The sequence below is a fragment of the Serratia sp. CY33525 genome (genome assembly GCF_052169115.1).
In the GTDB taxonomy this organism is placed as follows: domain Bacteria; phylum Pseudomonadota; class Gammaproteobacteria; order Enterobacterales; family Enterobacteriaceae; genus Serratia; species Serratia sarumanii.
The window spans coordinates 395,142-417,742 of sequence record NZ_JBJNLK010000001.1 but is presented as its reverse complement, the minus strand read 5'-3'; the positions used below and the strand labels follow the sequence as shown (position 1 = coordinate 417,742).

The 22,601-nt window shown below is 60.3% G+C and carries 21 protein-coding genes and 1 pseudogene; 14 read left to right on the top strand and 8 right to left on the bottom strand.

Features of this window, described 5'->3' with window-relative positions; translation table 11 throughout:
- The first annotated feature begins 4 nt into the window (after positions 1–4).
- From ACJ8IM_RS02020 to umuC, 8 genes and pseudogenes are all read left to right on the top strand, one after another.
- The gene (locus tag ACJ8IM_RS02020; RefSeq protein ID WP_126171699.1) at positions 5–376 is read left to right on the top strand and encodes a hypothetical protein; all 372 of its coding nucleotides are present in this window, start codon (positions 5–7) and stop codon (positions 374–376) included.
- Positions 377–678: 302 nt separating this feature from the next.
- Positions 679–849: pseudogene (locus ACJ8IM_RS02015) on the top strand (SOS response-associated peptidase family protein); the annotation flags it as partial.
- 188 nt (positions 850–1,037) lie between these two features.
- Positions 1,038–1,472, top strand: a complete 435-nt coding sequence (umuD, locus tag ACJ8IM_RS02010; RefSeq protein WP_033635060.1) for a translesion error-prone DNA polymerase V autoproteolytic subunit — start codon at positions 1,038–1,040, stop codon at positions 1,470–1,472.
- Positions 1,473–1,567: 95 nt separating this feature from the next.
- Positions 1,568–4,105, top strand: coding sequence for a TonB-dependent receptor (locus ACJ8IM_RS02005; RefSeq protein WP_051917617.1), 2,538 nt, complete (start codon positions 1,568–1,570; stop codon positions 4,103–4,105).
- A gap of 167 nt (positions 4,106–4,272) precedes the next feature.
- Positions 4,273–4,785 (top strand): sigma-70 family RNA polymerase sigma factor, encoded by a 513-nt coding sequence (locus ACJ8IM_RS02000; RefSeq protein WP_025303329.1) that lies wholly within the window; start codon positions 4,273–4,275, stop codon positions 4,783–4,785.
- Positions 4,786–4,802: 17 nt separating this feature from the next.
- On the top strand, positions 4,803–5,720 hold the full coding sequence (locus ACJ8IM_RS01995; protein ID WP_033653595.1) for a DUF4880 domain-containing protein: 918 nt from the start codon (positions 4,803–4,805) through the stop codon (positions 5,718–5,720).
- A gap of 220 nt (positions 5,721–5,940) precedes the next feature.
- Positions 5,941–6,702 (top strand): energy transducer TonB, encoded by a 762-nt coding sequence (locus tag ACJ8IM_RS01990; protein WP_172448735.1) that lies wholly within the window; start codon positions 5,941–5,943, stop codon positions 6,700–6,702.
- 180 nt (positions 6,703–6,882) lie between these two features.
- On the top strand, positions 6,883–8,169 hold the full coding sequence (umuC, locus tag ACJ8IM_RS01985) for a translesion error-prone DNA polymerase V subunit UmuC (protein ID WP_049196296.1): 1,287 nt from the start codon (positions 6,883–6,885) through the stop codon (positions 8,167–8,169).
- Here the strand turns inward: umuC and ACJ8IM_RS01980 are convergent.
- Together ACJ8IM_RS01980 and ACJ8IM_RS01975 are read right to left on the bottom strand one after the other, a co-directional pair.
- Entirely contained in the window at positions 8,106–9,089 is a 984-nt protein-coding gene (locus tag ACJ8IM_RS01980) for a GlxA family transcriptional regulator (protein ID WP_101455502.1), read from the bottom strand. The genes umuC and ACJ8IM_RS01980 overlap by 64 nt on opposite strands.
- A gap of 52 nt (positions 9,090–9,141) precedes the next feature.
- Entirely contained in the window at positions 9,142–9,855 is a 714-nt protein-coding gene (locus ACJ8IM_RS01975; RefSeq protein WP_033653598.1) for a cysteine hydrolase family protein, read from the bottom strand.
- Between the two features lie 374 nt (positions 9,856–10,229).
- Between ACJ8IM_RS01975 and ACJ8IM_RS01970 the strand changes: the two genes are divergently transcribed.
- Positions 10,230–11,573, top strand: a complete 1,344-nt coding sequence (locus tag ACJ8IM_RS01970; protein ID WP_033653600.1) for a colicin-like pore-forming protein — start codon at positions 10,230–10,232, stop codon at positions 11,571–11,573.
- Between the two features lie 51 nt (positions 11,574–11,624).
- Here ACJ8IM_RS01970 and ACJ8IM_RS01965 read toward each other — a convergent pair whose 3' ends face one another.
- The 5 genes from ACJ8IM_RS01965 to ACJ8IM_RS01945 all read right to left on the bottom strand — a co-directional run bounded on the left by ACJ8IM_RS01965 (position 11,625) and on the right by ACJ8IM_RS01945 (position 16,452).
- Positions 11,625–12,041 carry an RbsD/FucU domain-containing protein gene (locus ACJ8IM_RS01965; protein WP_033653601.1) on the bottom strand — a complete coding sequence of 139 codons (417 nt, stop codon included), beginning with the start codon at positions 12,039–12,041 and terminating at the stop codon, positions 11,625–11,627.
- 49 nt (positions 12,042–12,090) lie between these two features.
- Complete coding sequence (locus ACJ8IM_RS01960) at positions 12,091–12,852, bottom strand: SDR family NAD(P)-dependent oxidoreductase (RefSeq protein WP_033653602.1); 762 nt, start codon at positions 12,850–12,852, stop codon at positions 12,091–12,093.
- 21 nt (positions 12,853–12,873) lie between these two features.
- Entirely contained in the window at positions 12,874–14,109 is a 1,236-nt protein-coding gene (locus ACJ8IM_RS01955; RefSeq protein WP_172448737.1) for an MFS transporter, read from the bottom strand.
- Positions 14,110–14,379: 270 nt separating this feature from the next.
- Entirely contained in the window at positions 14,380–15,417 is a 1,038-nt protein-coding gene (locus tag ACJ8IM_RS01950; protein WP_033653604.1) for a LacI family DNA-binding transcriptional regulator, read from the bottom strand.
- 159 nt (positions 15,418–15,576) lie between these two features.
- Complete coding sequence (locus tag ACJ8IM_RS01945) at positions 15,577–16,452, bottom strand: cupin domain-containing protein (protein WP_051917620.1); 876 nt, start codon at positions 16,450–16,452, stop codon at positions 15,577–15,579.
- Between the two features lie 137 nt (positions 16,453–16,589).
- Between ACJ8IM_RS01945 and rclC the strand changes: the two genes are divergently transcribed.
- From rclC to sbmC, 5 genes are all read left to right on the top strand, one after another.
- The gene (gene rclC / locus ACJ8IM_RS01940) at positions 16,590–17,162 is read left to right on the top strand and encodes a reactive chlorine resistance membrane protein RclC (protein WP_086556934.1); all 573 of its coding nucleotides are present in this window, start codon (positions 16,590–16,592) and stop codon (positions 17,160–17,162) included.
- A 35-nt stretch (positions 17,163–17,197) separates the two neighbouring features.
- Positions 17,198–17,614, top strand: coding sequence for a DUF302 domain-containing protein (locus ACJ8IM_RS01935; RefSeq protein WP_223915833.1), 417 nt, complete (start codon positions 17,198–17,200; stop codon positions 17,612–17,614).
- Between the two features lie 37 nt (positions 17,615–17,651).
- Positions 17,652–18,989 carry a reactive chlorine resistance oxidoreductase RclA gene (rclA, locus tag ACJ8IM_RS01930; RefSeq protein ID WP_033653606.1) on the top strand — a complete coding sequence of 446 codons (1,338 nt, stop codon included), beginning with the start codon at positions 17,652–17,654 and terminating at the stop codon, positions 18,987–18,989.
- A 147-nt stretch (positions 18,990–19,136) separates the two neighbouring features.
- Positions 19,137–19,979: a tryptophan 2,3-dioxygenase gene (gene kynA, locus ACJ8IM_RS01925; protein ID WP_033635042.1), complete on the top strand. Its 843-nt coding sequence runs from the start codon at positions 19,137–19,139 to the stop codon at positions 19,977–19,979.
- A gap of 22 nt (positions 19,980–20,001) precedes the next feature.
- Positions 20,002–20,469 carry a DNA gyrase inhibitor SbmC gene (gene sbmC, locus ACJ8IM_RS01920; protein WP_033647817.1) on the top strand — a complete coding sequence of 156 codons (468 nt, stop codon included), beginning with the start codon at positions 20,002–20,004 and terminating at the stop codon, positions 20,467–20,469.
- Between the two features lie 191 nt (positions 20,470–20,660).
- Here sbmC and ACJ8IM_RS01915 read toward each other — a convergent pair whose 3' ends face one another.
- Complete coding sequence (locus ACJ8IM_RS01915) at positions 20,661–22,589, bottom strand: type VI secretion system Vgr family protein (RefSeq protein ID WP_033653607.1); 1,929 nt, start codon at positions 22,587–22,589, stop codon at positions 20,661–20,663.
- Positions 22,590–22,601 lie beyond the last annotated feature (12 nt).

The following is a 22,601-nucleotide window of genomic DNA, read 5'->3' as shown; positions in this document are numbered from 1 at the left end:
AAAGATGATTTCATACAAAAAAACCATACCTGCTCTTGTCATATTCGCTTTATCTAATGCTGTGGCATATGCGAATGATTTCGACAAATCAAATGAAGCGATGGCAATTTCAGCAATAGGTTTTTCTGGCTCAAATGCTCGTGTTGCACATGATGTTTGTGGGGCAACCAATGAGAAAATTGATAAATATAAAAAACAAATAAAAGACTCATTAACTAGAACATTAAAGTATGAACAGTCAGGATTCGATACGCATTGGGATAATGGTTGGAAAAATGCTGATTTTTTGGTTAAGTCATTAAGTAATGATGAAGCCTATAAAAAAGAATATTGCCGAGAGGTTTTAGATGGAATTAATAATCCTGAAATGAATTAAGGATTATTCCTTATTCGGGGTTCTACGCCGGAACTCCAGATTTTTCCGTCCGCTAAAATTATCCCCGGTTGAGCAGCTTTATACCGTCAGCTCGCAGTGGACCATCAGGGGAAATGTGGCGGTACAGCGTTTGTCGGGTTATCCCAAGCTCCTGGCATAACGTACTGACTTTCGTCTCTGGCCGTCCCATTGATGCCATTGCCAGTCGCAATTTTATTGGCGTCATTTTGTAAGGCCGTCCGCCGTTCCTCCCGTGAGGCAAGGCCTGCCGCTGTTCTTTGCGGCGCTGTACGCAGCAGAGACCGACGGCCGCGCGCGACACCCGCTTAGTCCCGCCCTCTGGTCAAATGCAGGCTGACGTGTACAGCCTGCAGGCAGAGGGTTTCGTCTGGCAACCGGTATCGCCCGCCGTCGGCGCCGTTCGCAATGACAATCCCTCACTCATCCTGCCCATCGATACGCCAACGGTCTGAGGGCCGCATTATCCACAGTTTTGGTGGGTATCATGTGTGTAAACACACGCGAAGAACGCCAAAAGCTGCAGGAAAAATCACTCAGAAAATTATTATATTACGCGGGAAAGCGCGATCCGCAGGGGGATTGGGGGTTGCACGCGTTCGCGTTTTGTTTATGCTTAACTGTATAAATATACAGTTTGGTTATGATTATGCTGAGCAATTCAAGGTTGTATGCTTTTTCACCAGGTGAACCCCTAACGTTACCGCTGTTTGCCGATCGCGTGGCCTGCGGCTTTCCTTCCCCGGCGCAGGACTATGTCGAGAGCAGGCTGGACATCGGCAAGCTGCTGGTGCGGCACCCCAACGCCACTTACTTCGTGCGCGCCAGCGGCGAGTCGATGATCGACGGCAATATCCAGGATGGCGATCTGCTGATCGTCGACAGCGCCCTGACGCCGGAGCACGGCAATATCGTGATCGCCGCGGTGGACGGCGAATTCACCGTCAAAAAGCTGCAGCGCCACCCCGACGTGCGGCTGTTGCCGATGAATCCCGCCTATGCGCCGATCGTGTTCGACGACGAGGCGCAGCTGGAGATCTTCGGCGTGGTGACCTTTATCGTCTACGCGGCGCGGTAACTTCGGCCCTTTTTTTCATTTTTTTCTGCCCGATCTTTTCGTTGGCGTGACCTCTCTACTGAGTTTCCAGTTCAATACACTCAGGGGAATCCTTCATGGCCATAAAAAACAAGAACGGCGCAGGGCGTACGTTCACATCAGCCAAACGCATTACCGGGAAGCGCGTCGCTATCGGGATAGGATGCGCACTATCGGGCATGCTCACCTCCGCGATGGCGGCACCCGGTGCGTCGGCATCACCCTCGGCGGTCGAACAGCCCGCTATCCTTTCCTTCGCCATTCCCGCCGGTGATCTGGCGCCCGCCTTGCAGACGGCGGCCGCTAAGGCCGGCGTGATAGTGATTTTCACGCCCGAACAGACGCGTGGAAAAAGCACCACGGGCCTGCAGGGACATTATCGCCTCACCGACGCGTTCAATACGCTGTTGGCGGGCAGCGGATTGCGCGCTCAACAAACCGCACAGGGATATCGGTTGGTCGACGCCGGGCCGGTTCAGCCGTTGACGATACCGGAGCTGTCGGTGGTCGGCGGTTTGTCCGACAGCGTCGCCGCCGGCCGTTCGGTGCTGGATAAAGAAGATATCGAACGCGTGCAGGCAGACAATATCGCCAGTTTGCTTGATCGCTTGCCCGGCGTAGGGATGGCGGGATCGCCGCGCCCGGGTGGCCAAAGCCTGAATATCTGGGGCATGGGCGACATGGAAGATGTGAAGGTGGTGCTGGACGGGGCGCCGAAGGGATTTGAGAAATATCGGCAGGGTTCGGTATTCATTGAACCCGAATTGCTGAAAAAGGTTGAGGTCGATAAGGGGCCGCACAATCTGTTGAACGGCAATGGCGGCTTTGGCGGAACCATTACGCTGGAGACCAAAGATGCCGGAGATATGCTGCTGCCGGGCGAAGATTTTGGCGGCTTGCTGAAATACAGCTACCACACCAACGATCGCCAGGGCATTTACAGCGGTGCGTTGTACGGCCGTACGCCGGAAGGATTCGCCGACGGTTTGATCTACATGAGCAAGCGTGACGGCGGCAACCTGAAGCGGCCGGACGGCACGCGCTTTGCCTATTCCGCCAACGATCAGGCTTCCTACCTGTTAAAAACCAATATTTATCTGAGCGAGGCGCAAACGCTGACGCTGTCGGCGATGCGCTCCGATTCCGATGGCTGGCAGCCTTTTGCCGCCAAGCGGGACGATATCGCCGCGCCCAGCCAGGCGGATATCGATAAATATGGCCGGGAAGAAGCGTGGCGCCGCATTCTGGTGTATCGCGACCAGACGGACACCAATTACTCGGTGAAATGGAATCTGGCGCCGGAAGCGCAGCCGTTGCTGAATCTGACGCTGTCTTATGCCTATTCGAAGACAGAGCAGCATGACAAGCGGCCGGATTCCGCTTCAAAGTTCAGCTATCTCGGTACGTTGGGCAATGAAAGCTGGGTGAACTATACCGATCGGCAGTTTGACGTCAGCAATGAAAGCCGTTTCGCCAGCGGGCCGCTGGAACACAAGCTGTTGCTCGGCGCGCGTTGGCATAAACACCAGCGCGATACCCTGATGTATTACCCCTCGCAGGTGAAAAACGCCAGTTACAACTACGGCTATTTCCAGCCGTATTACATGCCGGCGGGCGAACAGGAAACCCGCAGCGTTTATCTACAGGATGCGGTCAGCTTCGGCAGCCTGACCGTGACGCCGGGCGTGCGTTACGATCATGTGACCAATACCGGGCAACCGAACCGGGCGCCGCGCTATAACGACAGCGATCCGCTCGTGGGCCATGATTACAGCAGCGTGACCTATACCGGCTGGTCGCCGCATTTGGGCGTGATGTGGAAAGCGACGTCGAATCTGTCCCTGTTTGCCGACGTTAGCCGCACCTGGCGCGCCCCGGTGATCGACGAACAGTACGAAGTGCAATACGCCGCTTCCAGCGTGCCCGGCACCAGCCGCGGCCTGCAGGTGGAACGCATGACGGGCGTGCGCCTTGGCGCGGTGCTGGACTTCAACGATGTGTTGATGGCGCGAGACAGCCTGCAGATCCGCACTACGCTGTTCCGCAATCGCGGCAAGGACGAGATTTTCTATCGTCGCGGCGTAGTGTGCGACGCCGCACGGCATGGGGGCCAATGTGGGCAACCGTTGTCGAACTATCGCAACTTGCCGGGCTATACCATTGAGGGCGTGGAGCTCGAATCGTTTTATGACAGCGAAAGCCTGTTCGGCAGCCTGTCGTTCTCCTCGATTCGCGGCAAACGCGACGCTTCACCGCGCGATCCGTGGGGCAACGAAACCTGGATTGCCGAAATTCCACCCGTTACGGCACACGCGATGCTGGGTATGAAAGTACCGCAGTGGGACATGGCCTTCGGCTGGACCGGCGATTTTGTGCGTAAACAGGATCGTTCACCGGCCGACGGCGATCCGATGGCCGTTGTCTGGGCGCTGCCGAAAACGTCGGGTTATGCATTGCACGGCCTGTTCGCCTCGTGGCAGCCCAGCGGTTTGCAGGGCTTCGAAGCTCGCGTCGCGGTGGACAACCTGTTCAACCGCGATTATTACCCTTACCTGGGCGAATCGGTGTCCGGCGTAGGGCGCAACATCAAGTTTAGCGTTAGCCAACGTTTCTGAATATCCTGCTAACAGGGGCCATTTTGGCCCCTTTTCACGTTTTCTCTCCCGTATTTCCCTACTTTTTCGCCGTTTATAAATCATCAGCAATCGCTTGACACAGAAGTTACAATTTTAAAATAATAATAATTATCATTTTCAATCTCATTATCAATTGGTGTCACCGAATGGCAAGGAAAGAGGCCGCGGCAGCCAACGGGTTTGCTCAACAGCTTTACCTTGAGCACCACAGTTGGCTATGCCATTGGCTGAGACAGAAGGTCGGGTGCGCGCATCACGCCGAAGACCTGGCGCAGGATACGTTCATCAGTATTTTACTGAGTCCGCAGTTGCTTGCCATTCGGCAACCACGCCCCTTCCTGGCGACCGTGGCGCGCCGGCTGGTGGCGAATTATTACCGGCGTAAAACAATCGAAGAGAGCTATCTGCAGGCCTTGAGCGAGCTGCCGGCGATCGAGGCGCCCTCGCCGGAGGTCCGTCAACAAACCCTCGAAATGCTCGAACAGTTGGATCAGGCGTTGGACGGATTGCCGGCGCACGTTCGCGAGGCTTTCCTGTTGGCGCACCTGCAGGGCATGCGTTATTGCGACATCGCTGAACGTTTGCGGGTGTCGACCAGTTCGGTGAAACAATATCTGCAGCGCGCCAATTTGCACTGTTTCTTTGCATTGGCGGCGTAACGGCAGGTGCGGAACCCATGATGGAATCGGATATCGATCGGCAGAGCGCGCGTGAGGCCGCCGCCTGGTTAACCCAGCTGATGTCGGAAGAGGCAAGCGACGCGGATAGGGAAAACTGGCGGCGTTGGTGTCAGGCGAAACCGGAAAATGAACGCGCCTGGCGGCATATCGCCGCGTTTTCATCCCGTTTTTCTCTGCTTAACGGGGCGGCGGCGCAGCGTAGTCTGTCGCAGTTGCCAAACCCGCAACGCCGCCGGTTGCTGAGAAGCCTGGCGGCCATCGGCGTGGTAGGGTCGGTTGGCATCGGTTCTGGCGCGCTGCCATGGCGCCCCTGGCTGGCGGATTACCGCACGGCGGTGGGGGAGCAGCAAACCGTCGCGTTGGCGGATGGCGCGCAGTTGATGCTGAACACGCAAACGGCGGTCAACGTCAGCCTTCAGCAGGCCGCATTGCTGGAAGGTGAAATGATGGTGAATCTGCCGCCGGAAAGCGGCGCGTTGACGGTGAGGCTGCCGCAGGGCGAGATCGTGGCGCAGGCTGCTCGCTTCAGCGTTCGCCTGTGGGAAACCTACAGTGATATCGCCGTTTATCTTGGCCGGGTCACAATCCTTTCGCCGGCGCATCGGAACGCGGTGCTCAACGCCGGTCAGGGCGGCAGATTAAGCCGGCAAGGCATTGGCGATCCGTACCGCGTGACGCAAGAGCCCGGTTGGCGGCAAGGCATGCTGTTGGCCGACAACATGCGGCTGGACGACTTCCTGATGGAGCTGGGGCGTTATCGTCAGGGCGTTATTCGCTGCCGGCCGGAGGTCGCCGGCCTGCGGCTCTCCGGTGCGTTCCCGCTGGCTGACCCCGAGCGCGTCATTGCGGCTCTGCCCGGTGCGCTGCCGGTTAGGGTAAATATGCTGTCAAAATACTTCATTACCGTGTCCTAAAGTTTTTTACTCTGCCATTAGGGTATTTCCTTTTCGTTTGGCCTGTTCTTTCTCGTTCCCTGCCCGGTGCCGCGTGCCTAAACGACCTTTCTGACATACCCCGACCGCCGTTGACCGCTGCGTACGTTGGTCTGTTTCACGCTTAACCTGAGTATCGTTTTCCATGTTGAATCACAACGTATTACCTGCCGATTTATCTTTACCGCCTACAGGCGGGCGATTGCGCTGGGCTACCGCCAATGTGTTGGCGTTGGGTCTGCATGGTGCGTTGTTGTTTGGCCTTGGTTATCACCTGGTGCCACCGTTGCTGCCCGCGGCGCAACCGATGGTGTTGATGATGGTTGCCGAGCAGGCGGAATCGATCCCCAACGCAGAGCCGATGCCAACCGGTGTGCGCCAGGTGCAGGCGGTGGCGCAACGGCAGGCCAACCGGGAACCGGAGGCGGCGATGCCTCCGCTGATTCATGCGCCGCGTGCGACGGAGCAGCAGAGCAAGGCCAAAGGGCAACGGAACGCCCCCATCAGACCGAAGACGGAACCGCCGCGCCCAAGGCAAAAGGAACAGGAAAAAATAGCGCCTGCAAGCTCAATAGCATCAAGCACCAGCGCGCCGCCGTCTCTGGATGGAAAGCGTGTTGCCGCGCCGCAAACCAGCGTGGCGTCGCAGCCGAGCCAGGATGCCTCGGTCTGGAGCGGCCTGCTGTTGGCGCATTTGAGCCGTTTCAAACGCTACCCGACCCTGGCGGTACGCCAGCAGCGCCAGGGCATTGTTCAGGTTGCCGTGACGTTGGATCGGCAGGGGAACGTGCTGGGCGTGAAGCTATTGCGATCGAGTGGGGTTGCTTCGCTCGACCGGGAGGCGCTTCAGTTACCGCAGCGCGCTTCTCCACTGCCCGCGCCCGGCAACGAGATCGCAGCGGGGCAGGCGGAATTCAGCGTGAACATTCCGATTCGTTTCGATCTGCGTGAAGTTCGCCGTTAATGAAAAACTTGGCTCCAGGTAAACGGAGGCTGAGTTAAAAGCCAATGCGTATCAAACGGATAGCAGCGATGGGGTGGTTTCTACTTGATCGTCGCCAGAAAAATACAAATACTGTATGTATGAACAGTAATCTGGTGCCGTTATGAATAACAACCCACTGACGATGAAAGGTCGGTAACCATGTTCGCCCTGGTAGACGTCAACAGCTTCTACGCTTCCTGCGAGACCATCTTTCGGCCCGATCTGCGGGGGCGGCCGGTGATCGTGCTGTCCAACAACGACGGCTGCGTGATCGCCCGCAGCGCCGAGGCGAAGGCGCTGGGCGTGCCGATGGGCGCGCCTTATTTCAAGATCAAAGAGGAGATGCGCCGCCGCAACGTCGCGGTGTTCTCCTCTAACTACGCGCTGTACGCCGATATGTCCCGCCGGGTGATGGATACGCTGGAAGAGATGGCGCCGGCGGTGGAGATCTACTCGTTGGACGAAGCCTTTCTGCGGCTGGACGGCGTGGCGCACTGCGAAGCGCTGGAGCCGTTCGGCCAGCGGGTGCGCGATCGCATCCGGCGCGAGCTGCATTTAACGGTCGGGGTCGGCATTGCGCCGAGCAAAACGCTGGCCAAACTGGCCAACTTCGCCGCCAAGAAATGGCGCGGCACCGGCGGCGTGGTGGATTTATCCGATCCAGCGCGCCAGCGCAAGCTGCTGGCGCTGATCCCGGTGGAAGAGGTATGGGGCGTGGGGCGCCGCCTGACTCGCCAGCTGCAGGCGATGGGCATTCACACCGCGCTGCAGCTGGCGGACTGCGATACCCGGCTGGCGCGTAAAACCTTCAGCGTGGTGCTGGAGCGCACGATACGCGAGCTGCGCGGCGAGTCGTGCCTGCAATGGGAAGATGAGGCGGCGGCGAAAGAACAGATCATCTGTTCCCGCTCGTTCGGCCAACGGTTGACGCACTACCCGCACATGCGCGAGGCGATCTGCAGCTACGCCGAACGCGCCGCCGAAAAGCTGCGGCAAGAAAAGCGCTACTGCCGCAACGTGTCGGTGTTTATCAAAACCAGCCCGCATTCGGCGGGCGAAGGGTATTACAGCAATATGGGCACCGCCCGGCTGCAAACCCCGAGCAACGACAGCCGCGATATCATCGCCATGGCGGTGCGCGCGCTGGAAAGCATCTGGCAGGAAGGGCGGCGTTATCTGAAGGGCGGCGTGGTGCTGGGGGATTTCAGCGCCGCCGCCATGGCGCAGATCGATCTGTTCGACGACTGCCCGCCGCGCCGCAACAGCGAGCGGCTGATGGCGACCCTCGATCGCCTGAATCAGGAAGGGCGCGGGCGCGTGTGGTTCGCCGGGCAGGGGATCGTCAAGCCGTGGCAAATGAAGCGCGAAATGCTGTCGCCGGCCTACACCACCCGGCTGGCAGACATACCGGTGGTGCGGCTGTCGCCGCGAAACTCGCGCCGGTAGCGCGAGGGCGAGGTGTTCAGTTGCTTAAGAAAGTGGCGCCGCAATGAGGTGGTAGAGGGAAAGCCGACCTTTTCCGCGATGGTTTCCACCGAGCAGTCGCTCTTTTCCAGCAAACGCTGTGCGGCGATGAGGCGCTGATTCAGCAGCCAAAGCGAAAAGCGGGTGCCGGTGGTTTGCTGAAACCGGCGGGTAAAGCTGCGGCGGCTCATGCAGGCTTTCTGCGCGAGACTATCCAACGACAGCGTCTGATGCAGGTTTTCCATCGCCCAGGCCAGCGCCAAGGAAAAGTTATCCCCCTGGCGGGTATTTTGCACCGGCAGCGCGACATACTGCGATTGTCCGCCTTGCCGGTGAGGGGGCACCACCAGGTGGCGCGCCGCCTGCGCCGCCATGTCAGCCCCCCAGCGTTTTCTCACCAGGTGCAGGCAGCAATCGATGCCGGCGGCGGTGCCGGCCGACGTCACGACATCCCCTTCATCGAGATACAGCACGTCATTTTCGACGAGCACCGCCGGATAACGTTGCTGAAAGTCCGGCAGCCAGCGCCAGTGGGTAGTGGCCCGGCGATGATTCAGCAGGCCCGCCGCCGCCAGCACGAATGCGCCCATGCAAAGGCCGACGACGGTGGCGCCGGCAGCATGGGCATGGCACAGCGCATCCAGCAGCGCGGGTTCCGGCTGGCGGGCCGGATCGTCCCAACTGGGCACGATCACCATGTCCATGCCGTTCAGCGCGCCGAGCCCAAGGTTGACCACAATGGAAAAACCGGCATTGGTTTTCAGCTCGCCAGGCTCGGCGGCGCACAGGGTCAGTTCGCACAGTGGCGCGCCTGAAGGCGCCAGCGCTTTTTCAAACACCGCAAAAGGCACCGAAAGGTGAAAGGGAATGATGCCGTCGAAAACTACAATGCCTATTTTCATCCGCGATAACGCCTCTTGCAGTGCGCGCCGCCGGGGAGCGGCGCGCTGAATCTTATTTGGTCACCGGCAGCGCCAGGATGCCCTCGGTAGTTTTGATTTCCGCGAACACGTCCGCCACCGCGGCCAGCGCCGCCCGCTGCAACACGCGATGATCGACCACGCCGCCCGCGCCGTCGTCCAGATCGCGCGTCGCCGTCGCGTCTTGCGGGATCAACACATCATAGCCGAGCGGCACCGCGTCGCGTGCGGTAGAAGAGATGCACATGTGCGTCATCAAACCGGCCACAATCAGCGTTTTGATGCCCTGCTTCTTCAGCTGCGCATCCAGATCGGTGCCGATGAACGCGCTCGGCGTTGCTTTGGTGATCACCGCATCCCCTTTAGCGGGTTGCAGCGCTTGATGGAATTCGGCGTAGACCGAGCCTTCGGCAAACAGCGGGCCGTTGGCCGGCCCCAGATGCCGCACGAAATAGACCGGCATGCCGTTTTTGCGGGCGAACTCAACCAGCTTTTTACTGTTATCCAACACCTTCTGGCCATCCGGGATCACCATTTTGCCGCGAAAGCCGCTGCCTGCGTAATATTCATTCTGGATATCCACCACGATCAGCGCCGTTTTGGCGGCGGACAGGTTAGTGGTGGCGGGGGCGCCCGACATGGCCCTGATGGTTTTACTATTCACGTTTTCGGTCTCCTGAGCCAATGCATTGAAGGAAGCGGCGCCCATCATGGCGGCCAGCAAGGTGGCATGAACCAAAGCTTTCATTTGCACTCTCCTGTTAACGATAAGTTCGGGAGCCATTATTTGCCATCCGCTCATCGTGCAAGAGTAGGGCAGGTGACCACATTCGGTACTTTTGGGCCAACTTCGTGTGCGGCTGTTATCTGAATCGGGATCGGAAGCCGCAGCATATCCCCCCTCCTGTAAGCGCCTTCTATTTATGACTATCAAGTTTTTCGGTCGTCATATTTCTACCGTTAACGCCGTTTCTCTTTGTTTAATCTGCCACACAGCCACCATGCATTGTTCTTGTTGCTGTGAATTTCTATAACGGACGGGCAGTTAAAAATTGGTTTGCCGAGAATTACGTCGTGCGTATTTCTCGGCATGTTGATAATAAAGAAATAAGGATTAAGCATATGCCTGGATTTAATTATGGCGGTAAAGGGGATGGAACTAACTGGAGTTCTGAACGTGGTACGGGCCCAGAACCTGGGGGCGGTGATAAGGGCCATTCCGGCGATCGCGGCGGCGCCAGTGTTGGCAACAGCCCGGAACAGCAACAGATAGCGGCGATCCAAAACGATCCGGCGTTGCGCATGAAGCTGGCGGCGGTGATCAAGGCGGCGCGCAGAATCAACCCGGATGCACAATTGCGTATTGAAAGCGTCAGCCCGTCTGGCACGCTGAGCCTTTCTGCCACCGGTCTGACGGCCGATCAGGCTAAGCACATTGGCCTGGGTGGACTGGTTATGGGAGTCAACGCCAAGGGAGGAATGGTGGCGATCGGGGATATCGAAACCGGCCATGCGCGCAAGACCTCAACCCCGGGTAAAGGTGGTAATAATGGCCTGAACGCCGGGCAGATCGGCGCCTCCTCGTTAGGCAGTTTCGTGACAGACTCACACCGCGATCGGCCCGTCAACGGCTGGCATGGTAACGGCAAAAGCGGTGAGTTCTCGACGACCCGCACGACCGGGAGTTATTTCGGCTTTCATCATTTGAAGGTGGAAAAGCAAGCCGGAATGGCGACCTACAGTCTCTACTATAAGGCCAATAAGAACCGGCCCGCGTTTATCGCCGTGGTGAGAGGGGATAACCTGAATGGCATGGAGGTGAAATATGCCAACGGTAAGCCGGTGAAATCTCCAGGCTCGGTAAAAAATATCGTTAAGGAGTTCGTCGAATATCAAAATGCGGAATTAAAAGCGATCAAGGATGGCGTCAGCCTGGCCGCCGGCATCAATAAAGATATCGCGGAAAAGCTCGGCGCGAAATACGCCAAGCTCGCCAAGGATTTGGAGGCAGGAATTCAAGGCAGATATATCCGCAATGTGCAGGATGCGGAAAAAACCTACGAGCAATTAACGAAGGGCTTGAACAAAAAGCTCAAGGCGCAGGATAAAGCGGCGATTGTCGCCTGGTTGAAAAAGATCGATGCGGAACAGTATGCCCGCAATGCGCGGGTATTGGGCAAGGCGTTTACCGGCGTGGATTGGGCGATTAAAGGGGCGGACCTGACAAACGCCGCGATCGAGGGTTTCTCTACCGGCAGTTGGAAAGCGTTCCGTAATCAGCTTGAGGCACTCGGGTTGTCCATCGGGGCAGGCTACACGCTCTCCGCTATCGCCGCGTTTTTCGCGCCGACGCTGGTGTCGTCGACGGTGGGCATTTTTGCATTCGCTTATCTGTTTGGTTGGGCTACCAGCTATATCGATGCGGCTCTTGCAGGAGAACTGGAAAAACTGATTGTGGATCTGTAACCGCAAGAGGGGGGGAGCCCCATCTTTTTATCCTATCGACATGTCCCTTTCTCACACCCCCGGCGCCACCGTCAGCAGCAGGTTGGCGAAGCGGCGCTGCTCGCCGGAGGCGATCACCAGCAGCGTCCGATCCGATTTGACCGCGGCGTAAAACGCCTCGCGCGGCAGATGTTCGACCGGGCACTGCGCCGGCAGCAGCTGCCGGTATTCGGCTTCGATGGTGTTGGTGAAGTCCGGCGGGCAGGCCATCAGCGCCGCGCTTTCCACGTTGATGCAGGCCAGCAGCTTTTCCAGGATCGGCGGGGCGGCGAGCGTGCCGGGCGCCAGGTTCAGATAGACCACGGTGGCGTCTTTCGGCGCGTGCGTCACGCAGGCGTAGTTGCCGTCGGCGATCAGTACCTGGGTTTTATGCCCGCATTGCGCCAGCGCGGCGAGCAGCGGCGGGTGGGTGATGGCGGATTTGATCATAAAGCGATTCCTGAATGAGGGGGCGGCAGCCATGCCGCCCGCGGTTGAACTACATGCGGTAGATGCCGCCGTTGATGTCGAGGGTGGCGCCGGAGATGAAGCCGTCGTACTCCGCCGCCAGGAAGGTGATGGCGCGCGCCACGTCGTCGGGCGTGCCTGCACGGCCCAGCGGGATGGCGCGAACGGTTTCCTCCGCCGATGCCTGGGTGGTGTGGCGATTATGGAAGCGGGTGCCGAGGATCAGGCCGGGCGCCACCGCGTTCACTCGGATGCCGTATTCGCCCAGCTCTGCCGCCAGCGAGCGCGTCCAGGTGAGCACCGCGCCCTTGGTGGCGGAATAGACCAGCGAGCCAGAGTGCCCGCCGGCGCGGCCCGCCTGCGACGCCAGGTTGACGATGCTGGCGCCGTTTGCCGCCTTCAGGAACGGCAGTGCGCTCTGGGTCACGTTCAGCATGGTGGTCATGTTCACGTCGATCACGGTTTGCCAGAAGGCGCGGTCGATCTCGCCCAGCCATTTGCGTCCGACGATGCCGCCGACGTTATTGACCAGAATGTCGATGCCGCCGAGAAACTCGGCGCCGGCCGAAACGCAGCGCCGCGTTTCGTCGCTATCGATGAGATCGGCGTAGCCGTAAGCGGCCTTTTGCCCCAATGAATGGGCCAGCGCCACCAGCGCTTTGGGGCCGCTTTCGTCGCTGTGATAGTGAAAATAGATGTCGCAACCGGCCTTGATCAACCGCTCTGCGGTGGCGCGGCCGATGCCCTGTTCCGCCCCGGTGATAAACACCTTTTTGCCCGCAAGATCGCCCATGATTGACTCCTTATTGGTTCGTTAAGTATTGATGACGCCTTCACGCTGTTTCGCGCAGTAGAAAATGCAGATCAACCCGGTGGCCAGCAGGCACGAGGCCAGGAAAAACAGCCCCGGCGCGCTGCTGCCGGTCAGATCGTTCAACACGCCCACCGCATAAGGCGCGACGAAGCCGCCGATATTGCCGATGCAGCTGACCACCGCCAGCCCGGCTGCCGCGGCCGCGCCGGTGGAAATATTGGCGGGCATGGATAAAAACGGCGGTACGGCGGTGTAGATGCCGATGGCGGCGATGCACAGGAACGACAGCGCGACGAGCGGATCGTATTTAAAAAATGTCACCGCCCCCATCAGGCCGATGGCGGCGAGCACCATGCTGAGGCCGGCGAACACGCCGAGCTTTTTGGTTTTGCTGGCCCACAGGCTCCACGGGTACACCAGCAGCGCGGCCAGGCCGTAGGGAATGAGCGCCAGCAGGCTGACGCGGAAGATATCGCCGCCGGAGAGGGCGGTAATGATCGACGGCAGCCAGGTGCCGAAGCCGTAAATGCCGCACACCATGCCGAAGTTGAGCAGTGCGTAGAGCAGGTATTTCTTGTTTTTCATCCCTTTCAGGAAGTCGCCCAGCGTGATTTTAGAGCCGGATTTGGAGCGGCCGGCGTTGCTCATCAGCCAGGCCTTTTCCTCCACGTTCAGATAGCCGACGTCCTTGGGCGAGTTCTTGATCAGGAACGGGATCAGCAGGCCGATGACGATCGGCGGCAACCCTTCGAGGATAAACAGCAGCTGCCAGGGAGCGAACCCGAACCAGTCATGCTGAATATTGAGAATAAAGCCGGAAATCGGCGAGCCGACGGCATTGGACAGCGGCTGGACGATGATGAACATGCCGAGAATTTTGGTGCGGTATTTTTCCGGAAAGAACACCGTGAAGTAATACACTACCGAGGGAAAGAATCCGGCTTCGCATACGCCCAGCATAAAACGGCAGATATACAGCTCCAGCGGCGTGCGCACAAAGCCGAGCAGGGTCGCGAAGATGCCCCAGGAAATTAATATTCTGGCGAACCAGATGCGCGGGCCGAATTTAATGGTGCCGGCGTTGCTGGGTATTTCAAATAGGAAATAGCCGATAAAGAAAACCCCGGAGGCGAAGCCGAAGGCCGAGGCGGTCAGGCCCAGGTTATCTTCCAGCGCTTTGGCGGCGTAGGCCATGTTATTGCGATCGAGAAACGCCAGGAAATACAATAAAATCATGAGGGGGACAATATGCAGCGTCAATTTCCTGATAGCGCTGCGTTCAATATCCTGCGGCTTGCTTATTTTCATTTTGATATTTCCAATGTGGTTAATCGGAATAATAGAGGCCCGGCTCATTACCCTGAGCTGAACGTTAAATAACGGCACGACGCTGATTCATTGAGGCGCGAGCATCCCTTAAGCCCGACGGCCTGTTCCTTTGTTTTGGCTGACACCGATCCGGACGATGCCGCGGCGCATCGCCTGGGGAAGACGCTGTTATTTCATTTAGCCGGCGGCTTTGACCGAGCGCCGGCTGATGACCGTCGGCGGGAAGAGAAACTCGCCGGGCGGTTGCGCATCATCGTTGATACGGCCGATCAGGCGCTCGACCATCAGCTGCGCCATCTCCGCCAGCGGCGGCCTGACGGACGTCAGTCCCGGTTCGGCCAGGCCGGCCAGCGCGATATTGTCGATGCCGATCACCGAGATGTCTGCGGGCACCTGGACGCCGGCGGCGCGCAGCCCCACCATCAGCCCGATGCCCAGCGCATCGTTAATCGCCACGATACCGTCCGGGCGCGGCGTCAGCGCGAGCACGCGCGGCGCCAGCGTCAGCCCTAATTCGAACATTTCCGTGTCGCCGTAGGCGCTGTTGGCTTTGCCTTCGATCACCCGTTGGCGTTCGCTCAGGCTGTGCCCCAGCGCACTTAGAAAACCGTCGATCTTGTGGCTGCGCCCGACGGTCAGCGTCGCTTCGGTGGCGAACACAATGTGTCGGCAGCCGCGTTCGAGCAGGTGCTGCGCGGCCAGGCGCCCGGCGGCGATATTGTCCATCGACACGCTGTCGAACAGCCGGGTATCGGTGGCCATCGGCTCGGCGAACGGGCTGTCGTAGCTGACAATCTTCATGCCTCTCTCGGCCGCCCGAACAAAATGGGTCTGGCGAATGTCGCTCGCCGCCACGATGATGCCGCGCACACCATGCAGGAACATATCGTCGATAAACGCGGCCTCTTCCTGTTCCTGGCGGTAGGCGTTGCCGAGCAGGACGCGGTAGCGATAAGCCCGCGCCGCGCCGTCGACCGCATGCGCCAGCGCCGAAAAGCTCGGGTTGACGATCGACGGCAGCAGCAGGCCGATGATCTTGGCCTGCGGCGCGGGTGTCGCCGCCGTTCGGGCCGGCCGATACCCCAGGGTCGCCATCGCTTGTTCGATGCGCTCACGGGTCTGCGCGCTCATCTGGTGGCTGCGGTTATTCAGCAGGTTCGACACGCTGCTGATGGACACGCCGGCCAACCGCGCGACATCTCGAATATTTGCCATTTGCCGATACCTTGCTGCCTGCCGTTAGCCTGCAATCTATAAGGGAAGACAGGCGCAGGCAAGCCGCAACCGGGGCGAAACCCGCATGGGATCGCGCATTTGTGAGAGTTGTCAGGCGGCGGCCGAGTTGTTTACTAAACAGTAAGGCGGGGTGGGAGGTTACGCCGGGATCGGGCAAGCGTCCGGCGGCGCATCGGCGGCCTGCTGGCGGAATTTTCCCGGCGTCAGGCCGAAGTGGCGGGTGAAGGCTTTGTGCAGCGCCACCTCCGACGAATAGCCGGTTTGTTCGGCGATACGGCTCAGCGGCAACGCCTGGCGCGCCAGCAGCCGGGCCGCCAGCTGCATGCGGATGGCGGTAAGGGCCTGCAGCGGCGTTTGCTGCGTGACCTGACGAAAGACGCGGGCGAAGTTGGCGCGCGACATATGGGCCTGTTTGCTCAGTTCAACCAGCGTCCAGGGATGTTGCGGGCGGCGCAGCATCTGTTCAACCACGTTGCCCAACTGCGGATGCAGCAACGCGGCGACCAGATTGCCGCTCTGATTTGGCTGGGCCAGCCAGGCGCGGATCGCCAGCGCGAACAGCAGCGCCATGGTCTGGCTGACAATGGCGTTGTGCCCCTGGCCCTGTTGGCTGAACTCATCGCTCAGCAGCTGGCCGGTCGCCTGCAGCAGCGCCAGCCGCCCCTGTTGGCGGCTGTTGAATAGCAAACATTCCGGCAGGCTCGCCAGCAGCGGCGACGCGCTGTGCGGCAAGATTTGCACGCCGCACAGCAGGTGCGTGGCACTGTCGACTCTCTCCGGCAGCAGGCGGTGGGCGGAGTTGTGCGGCAAGAACAGCAGGCTGCCTTGCTCCAGCGGTACCGGCCGGCCGCCGGGGATCTCCAGCCGACAGCTGCCCGCCAGCACCATGTGCCAGCGGATCTGGCTCCACTCCCCGGCGGCATGCGGCGAGCGCCACTCGCCGCTGAAATGGCAATCGCGCGCCACATAACCGCGCATGTCGTTAAGCATCAACAGTTGGCTGAGCGGATCCATTTTGAGACTCCTGGCTAAGAAGCTGATTGTTTCGGCAATGGGCCGGCGTAATGCGAAGCACTAAGATCGGTTCGATAGTGCAGCGATGCGGAGGGCGCCGCTGCGATGCATGAGTTATCAATGACATGGAGCCGGTAATGAAAATACTATTCTTTCTGAGCAAGGGCGACAAGCTGGGATTAACGCTGATTCGCCTCAGCATCGCCATCGTTTTCTTATGGATTGGCCTGCTCAAATTCATCCCTTACGAAGCGGACAGCATCACGCCGTTCGTCGCCAACAGCCCGCTGATGTCGTTTTTCTATGACATGCCGCAGGACTATCAGGCTCACCTGACGCACGAAGGCGAACTGAACCTCGCCGCCCGCGCCTGGCAGCAGGCCAACAATACCTATGGCTTCTCCAACGGCCTGGGCGTGGTGGAGGTGGCGATCGCGCTGCTGGTGCTGGCCAACCCGTTCTCCAAATGGCTGGGGCTATTGGGCGGCATACTCTCCTTTTGCACGCCGCTGGTGACGCTGACCTTTTTGATCACCACCCCGGAGGCCTGGGTGCCCGCGCTGGGCGATGCGCATCACGGTTTCCCTTATCTCTCCGGCGCCGGGCGCCTGGTGCTGAAGGACACCCTGATGTTGGCGGGCGCGGTGATGATCATGGCGGATTCGGCGCGCAGTTTGCTCGAGAAACAGTGGCGGGGGAAGGTCGCATGAGCGTCATGAACCGGGCCGTGGCCGGCAGCCTGATGATGCTGGCCTGTTCTGCCGTGGCGGAGGGGACGATGGGGCAAGAAACCCGAACGGTAGAGAGCGCCTACGCTTATCAGCAAACGCGTCAGCGCATTATCAGCACGGCCGAGCAGAAGGGCGTGACGCTGTTCGCCGAGTTCGATCACGCGAAAGCGGCGCGTGAGCATCATCTGGCGATGCCGCCCACCACGGTGCTGGTGCTGGGCAACCCGCTGGCGGGCACGCCGCTGATGCTGGCGCGGCCGGCGTTGGCGCTGGATCTGCCGTTCAGGGTGCTGATTGCGCAAGACGAACGGGGCAAAACGCAGGTCAGCTACCACCCGGCGGAAAGTCTGAAGCGGAGCGCCGGGGCCGACGAACGACAGATCGCGGCGCTGAGGCCGCTGGAGCGGTTAGTTGAGGCCGCAATACGCTGATTGACCGGCGATGAACATCATGAGACGAGGCGACACAATGTACGATTATCAGGCGATTATCATCGGTTTTGGCAAGGCCGGCAAAACGCTGGCGGCCTTTCTGGCCGGGCAGGGATGGCGCGTGGCGATGGTGGAGGCGTCGGCGCAGATGTATGGCGGCACCTGCATCAACATCGGCTGCATCCCGACCAAAACGCTGGTGCACGATGCCGAGCTTCACGGGCCGGGCGAACAGGCGTTCAGCCAGGCGATGGCGCGCAAGCGGCAGGTGACCGGCCTGCTGCGGGAGAAAAACTATCAAAACCTGGCGGGGCTTGAACAGGTTACGGTGATCGACGGACGGGCGGAGTTTATCGATCCGCATCGCATCAGCGTGCAGGGCGCGGCGGGAACGCAGGTGCTGAGCGGCGAGCGCATCTTCATCAACACCGGGGCCGTCAGCCGCTGGCCGGTGATCGACGGGTTGGATCGCTCGCAGCGGAGTTACGACAGCACCGGCCTGCTGCAGTTGACGCAGCGGCCCGCGCGGTTGGGCATTATTGGCGGCGGTTATATCGGGCTGGAGTTCGCTTCGATGTTCGCGCAGTTCGGCAGCGCCGTGACGGTATTCGAAGAGGCGGATGCGTTGCTCGGCCGGGAAGACCGCGATATGGCGCAGGCGATACAGCAAATCCTGAGCGACGCCGGGGTCAGCTTCACGTTTAACGCCGGCGTGAAGCAGGTGCGCGATGTGGAAGGGGGCGTTGAGGTAGTGCATCAGGGCGGCGTGCAGTCGTTCGATGTGCTGCTGGTGGCGGCCGGGCGCGCGCCGAACACCGCAGGTTTGCAGCTGGCGCGCGCCGGCGTTGAGACGGATGAGCGCGGCGCCGTGCGGGTGGACGCGCAGCTGCGCAGCAGCGTGCCGCATATTTGGGCGCTGGGGGACGTCAACGGCGGGCCGCAGTTTACCTATATCTCGCTGGACGATTTCCGCATTGTGCGCGACAGCCTGTTCGGCGCGGGTAAACGCAGCACGGCCGATCGCGGCGCAGTGCCTTACTCGGTGTTCATCATCCCCAGCTTCTCGCGTATCGGCCTCAGCGAAGATCAGGCCCGGCAGCAGGGGCGCGACATTAAGGTCGCCACGCTGCCGGCGGCGGCGATCCCGCGCGCCCGCGTGCTGGGCGACACGCGCGGCCTGCTGAAGGCGGTGGTCGATGCGCAGACCGGCCAGATCCTCGGCGTGGCGCTGCTGTGCCGCGATGCCCACGAGATAATCAACATCGTCAAAACGGCGATGGACGCCGGGCTGCCCTATACCCGGCTGCGCGATCAGCTGTTCACCCATCCGACCATGAGCGAGTCGCTCAACGACCTGTTTGGGCTGATAGGGTAAAGCGGGGCGAGAGGGGCGGCGCAGATGAGTGAGATCTGCGAAGCACCTCTCGTTTATCGCCCTTCGGGGCGGCGGGTTCTGTACTATTGTTTTCTCTTTGCGGCACGTTCCAGGCCGATGGGGCGCTGGGCGCAACGGAGATCACAGATGAACAAACGGGAATTAGAAAGCGCGATTGTCACCGATTTTTCCAAACGCATGAGCTACGGCGACTACCTGTGCCTGGACCAACTGCTGGACTGCCAGCACCCGCTCTCCAACCCGCCGCATCATGATGAAATGCTGTTCGTGATACAGCACCAAACCTCCGAGCTGTGGATGAAGTTGATGCTGCATGAGCTGCAGGCGGCGCTGCGGCTGGTGCAGCAGGACAAACTCAGCCACTGCTTCAAAATCCTCGCGCGCGTCAAACAGATCCAGCGGCTGTTGTTCGAACAGTGGGCGGTGCTGGAAACGCTGACGCCGTCGGAGTACGTCGAGTTTCGCGACGTGCTGGGCAGCTCGTCGGGCTTCCAGTCGCACCAATATCGCTCGATCGAGTTCCTGCTCGGCAACAAGAATGCGGCGATGCTGGCGGTGTTCAGCAGCGACGCGGAAAAACACGCCGCGTTGAAGGCGATCCTCGAAGCGCCAAGCCTGTACGACGAATACTTGCTGTACCTGGCGCGCCACGGCCTGCCGATCCCGCAGGAGTGCCTCGAGCGCGACTGGACGCAGCCCTACCAGCGCAACCCGGATCTGCTGCCGGCGTTCAAAGTGATCTACGACAACCCGCAAACCTACTGGGAAGCTTATGAAATGGCGGAGAAGCTGGTGGATATCGAAGAGAGCTTCCATCTGTGGCGCTTCCGCCATATGAAAACGGTGGAGCGGATCATTGGCTTTAAGTCGGGCACCGGCGGTTCCAGCGGCGTCAGCTTCCTGAAAAAGGCGTTGGATCTGACCTTTTTCCCCGAGCTGCTGGACGTACGTACCGAAATCGGCGCCTGAGACAATGTGGGGGGGAAGGGCGATGAGCGTGAGGATTATCGATAAGGCGGCGGAGAAGGTGGTGGGGGTGAGAGTCGTGGGGCCGTATCCGCAGACGATCCCACAGGGCTCGCAGCAACTGCTGGCATGGCGGCAGCGCCACGGCGTGCCGTTCGGCAAATGGCTGGTGCTGTATTGGGACGATCCGGCGGAAGTGGCGCCGGAAAAGCTGCGCGCCGACGTGGTGATGAGCGTGGCGGACGATTTCGCGCTGCCGGCGGAGAGCGAGGGCGTTACCGTGCAGACGCTGCCCGCCGGGCAGTACGCGGTCTACCACGTGCGCATCAGCGATGGCGACTTCGAGCGGGTGTGGGGCGAGTTCTACCAGAAGCTGTTGCCGGCCAGCGGCTATCAGCCGGTTGAGGGGGTAAGCTATGAGCACTATCTCAACGACTGCGAAGCCGACGGCTATTTCGACCTCGATATTTACCAGACGGTGAAGAAGTGGTGAGGGGGCGTTGATGATAAGGAAGGCTGAAGCGATGAACGGGACAGCTTCAGCCCGTTGTTTTGGCTAAACGTCGGTGACCTTGCCGCCAGCGCATTCACCTCCTTGCCAAAAGGGGTTACAGCGGCAGCCGGTTTTGCCGGCGCCGCCGCCCGAAAGCCGGCGTTAACCGGCTTTCCCGACGTACCACTTGGCTACTCTTTAGGGAACAGCTGATCGACGGCGCTCTGGATCGCCGCCTGATGGCCGCCGCCCGGCGCGGCGGTGCGTGCGGCGCCGCCGGGCTGGTTGAGATCCAGCTGGCCGCCGGTATTGATCTCCCCGTCCTCTTTCACCGTGATATTGAAGCTGGTGCCGGTGATGTTGATTTGGCCGTTCGCCAGCAGCTCGATCACGCTTTCGCCGCACTCCAGCCGCAGCGATTCGCCGGAGCCGAGGGTAAAGGCGTTGACCACGGCGTCGCTGCGCGTTTTGCCGGTCAGCGCCGAGGCCTCGCCTTTGACGCCGCTGGCCTGATTGAGCACCACCCGTTTGATCTGGTTGCCACCCACCAGGTGGGTGTGGTCGTTAGCGATGCTGTGGCTCTCATCGTTTTTGACCTGGGTGTCCATGTTGCGTTCCGCCTGGATCCACACCTGTTCGGCGCCGGCCTTGTCTTCGAAACGCAGGGCGTTGGCGTTGTCGGCGGTGCCATCTTTGGAACGGCTCATAAAGCCCATTTGGGTGGCGGCGGCCGGCAGCGCCCACGGCGGCATGCTGGCTTCGTTATAAACGCGTCCGGTGACGATCGGCCGATCCGGATCGCCGTTGATAAAGTCCACCACCACTTCGTCGTTGACGCGCGGGATCTGCACGCCGCCGTAGCCCTGGCCGGCCCAGGCGCTGGAGACGCGCACCCAGCAGGAGCTGCCGTCGTCCTTCGGCCCGAAGCGGTCCCAGTGGAATTTCACCTTGATGCGGCCGTATTTGTCGGTCCAGATTGATTCGCCGGCCGGGCCGACCACCCGGGCGGTCTGCGGCCCGTGGGTTTTCGGCCAGGTGGCCTGCTGCGGCGGGTGCCAGGGCACGTCCGCCGGCAGCACGGTGAAGTCGATACGGTGTTCGCTGCTCTGATCGTCGCCGCTGGCGTAGCGGTTCTCTTTCAGATGGTAGTTGGCCTGCAGCGTCAGGTACTCGCGGTTGTCGTCGGCGTGCGGGGCGTTATACAGCGTAAAGGTGCTGCCGGGAGCGATGCCCATCGCGGTGGCGGTGCCCCGGATCTGCTGATGCTCGGCCTGCCAGGCCTCCTGGCGCACGCGGGCGTAGAACTCCCCCTGCTGATGCTCGGTGTAGCGGCCCGGCCAGTCGTAGACGTCGATCTGCCCCGGCGTCGGCGAGACCGGGTTTTGCCGCGCCTGGAACAGCCAGGCGTTCGGCTTGCGGAAATCGTAGTCGTCCAGGCTGTAGATGCCCGGCGTGACGCGATCGGACAATGTCCACTGGCTGATGCCTTCCTCGCTGGTGCTGCCGCCGGACGGCGTCAGGTGGTAGGGGATCATCTCGTAGCCGGGATAGGGCTGGTGGTGGTGGGGCGCATCCCCGAGCACCAGCGTGTGTTTGCCCATCTCGTGTTTGAAATAGTAATAGATGCCCTCCAACTCCATCAGGCGGCTGATGAAGTTGAAGCTGCTTTCGTTGTACTGCACGCAGTAGCCCCACAGGCGATAGTCGCCGGTCAGCTGATCTTCCAACTGCACGTTGTGCTCCGCCAGCAGAGTCTTGACGATCTGGGGCACCGTTTGTTCCTGGAAGATGCGGAAGTTGCGATCCTTGGTCATCGGCCACAGATCCGGCTGTACGTGCAGGTTATACACCGCGTAGCGCGTGCCGCCGATCTCTTCGCTGCTGACGGCGATGGCGGTGATCTTGCCATTCAGGTAGCGCGGGGCGCTGAGAAAGCCCTGAGTCGGGATCTCGAGCGTCAGCGGTTGGCCGAGCAGCGCTTTGCGATCGAGCCGCGCGTCGGTGCTCAGCAATTCAATAGAGAAGTCGAAAGGGGTGGAAAGCGCCTCGATACCGTCCAGCGAGCGGAACAGCAGCTGCTCCTGGCCCAGCGGCGTGTGCGCAATAATGCGATCCAACATGAGAACATCCTC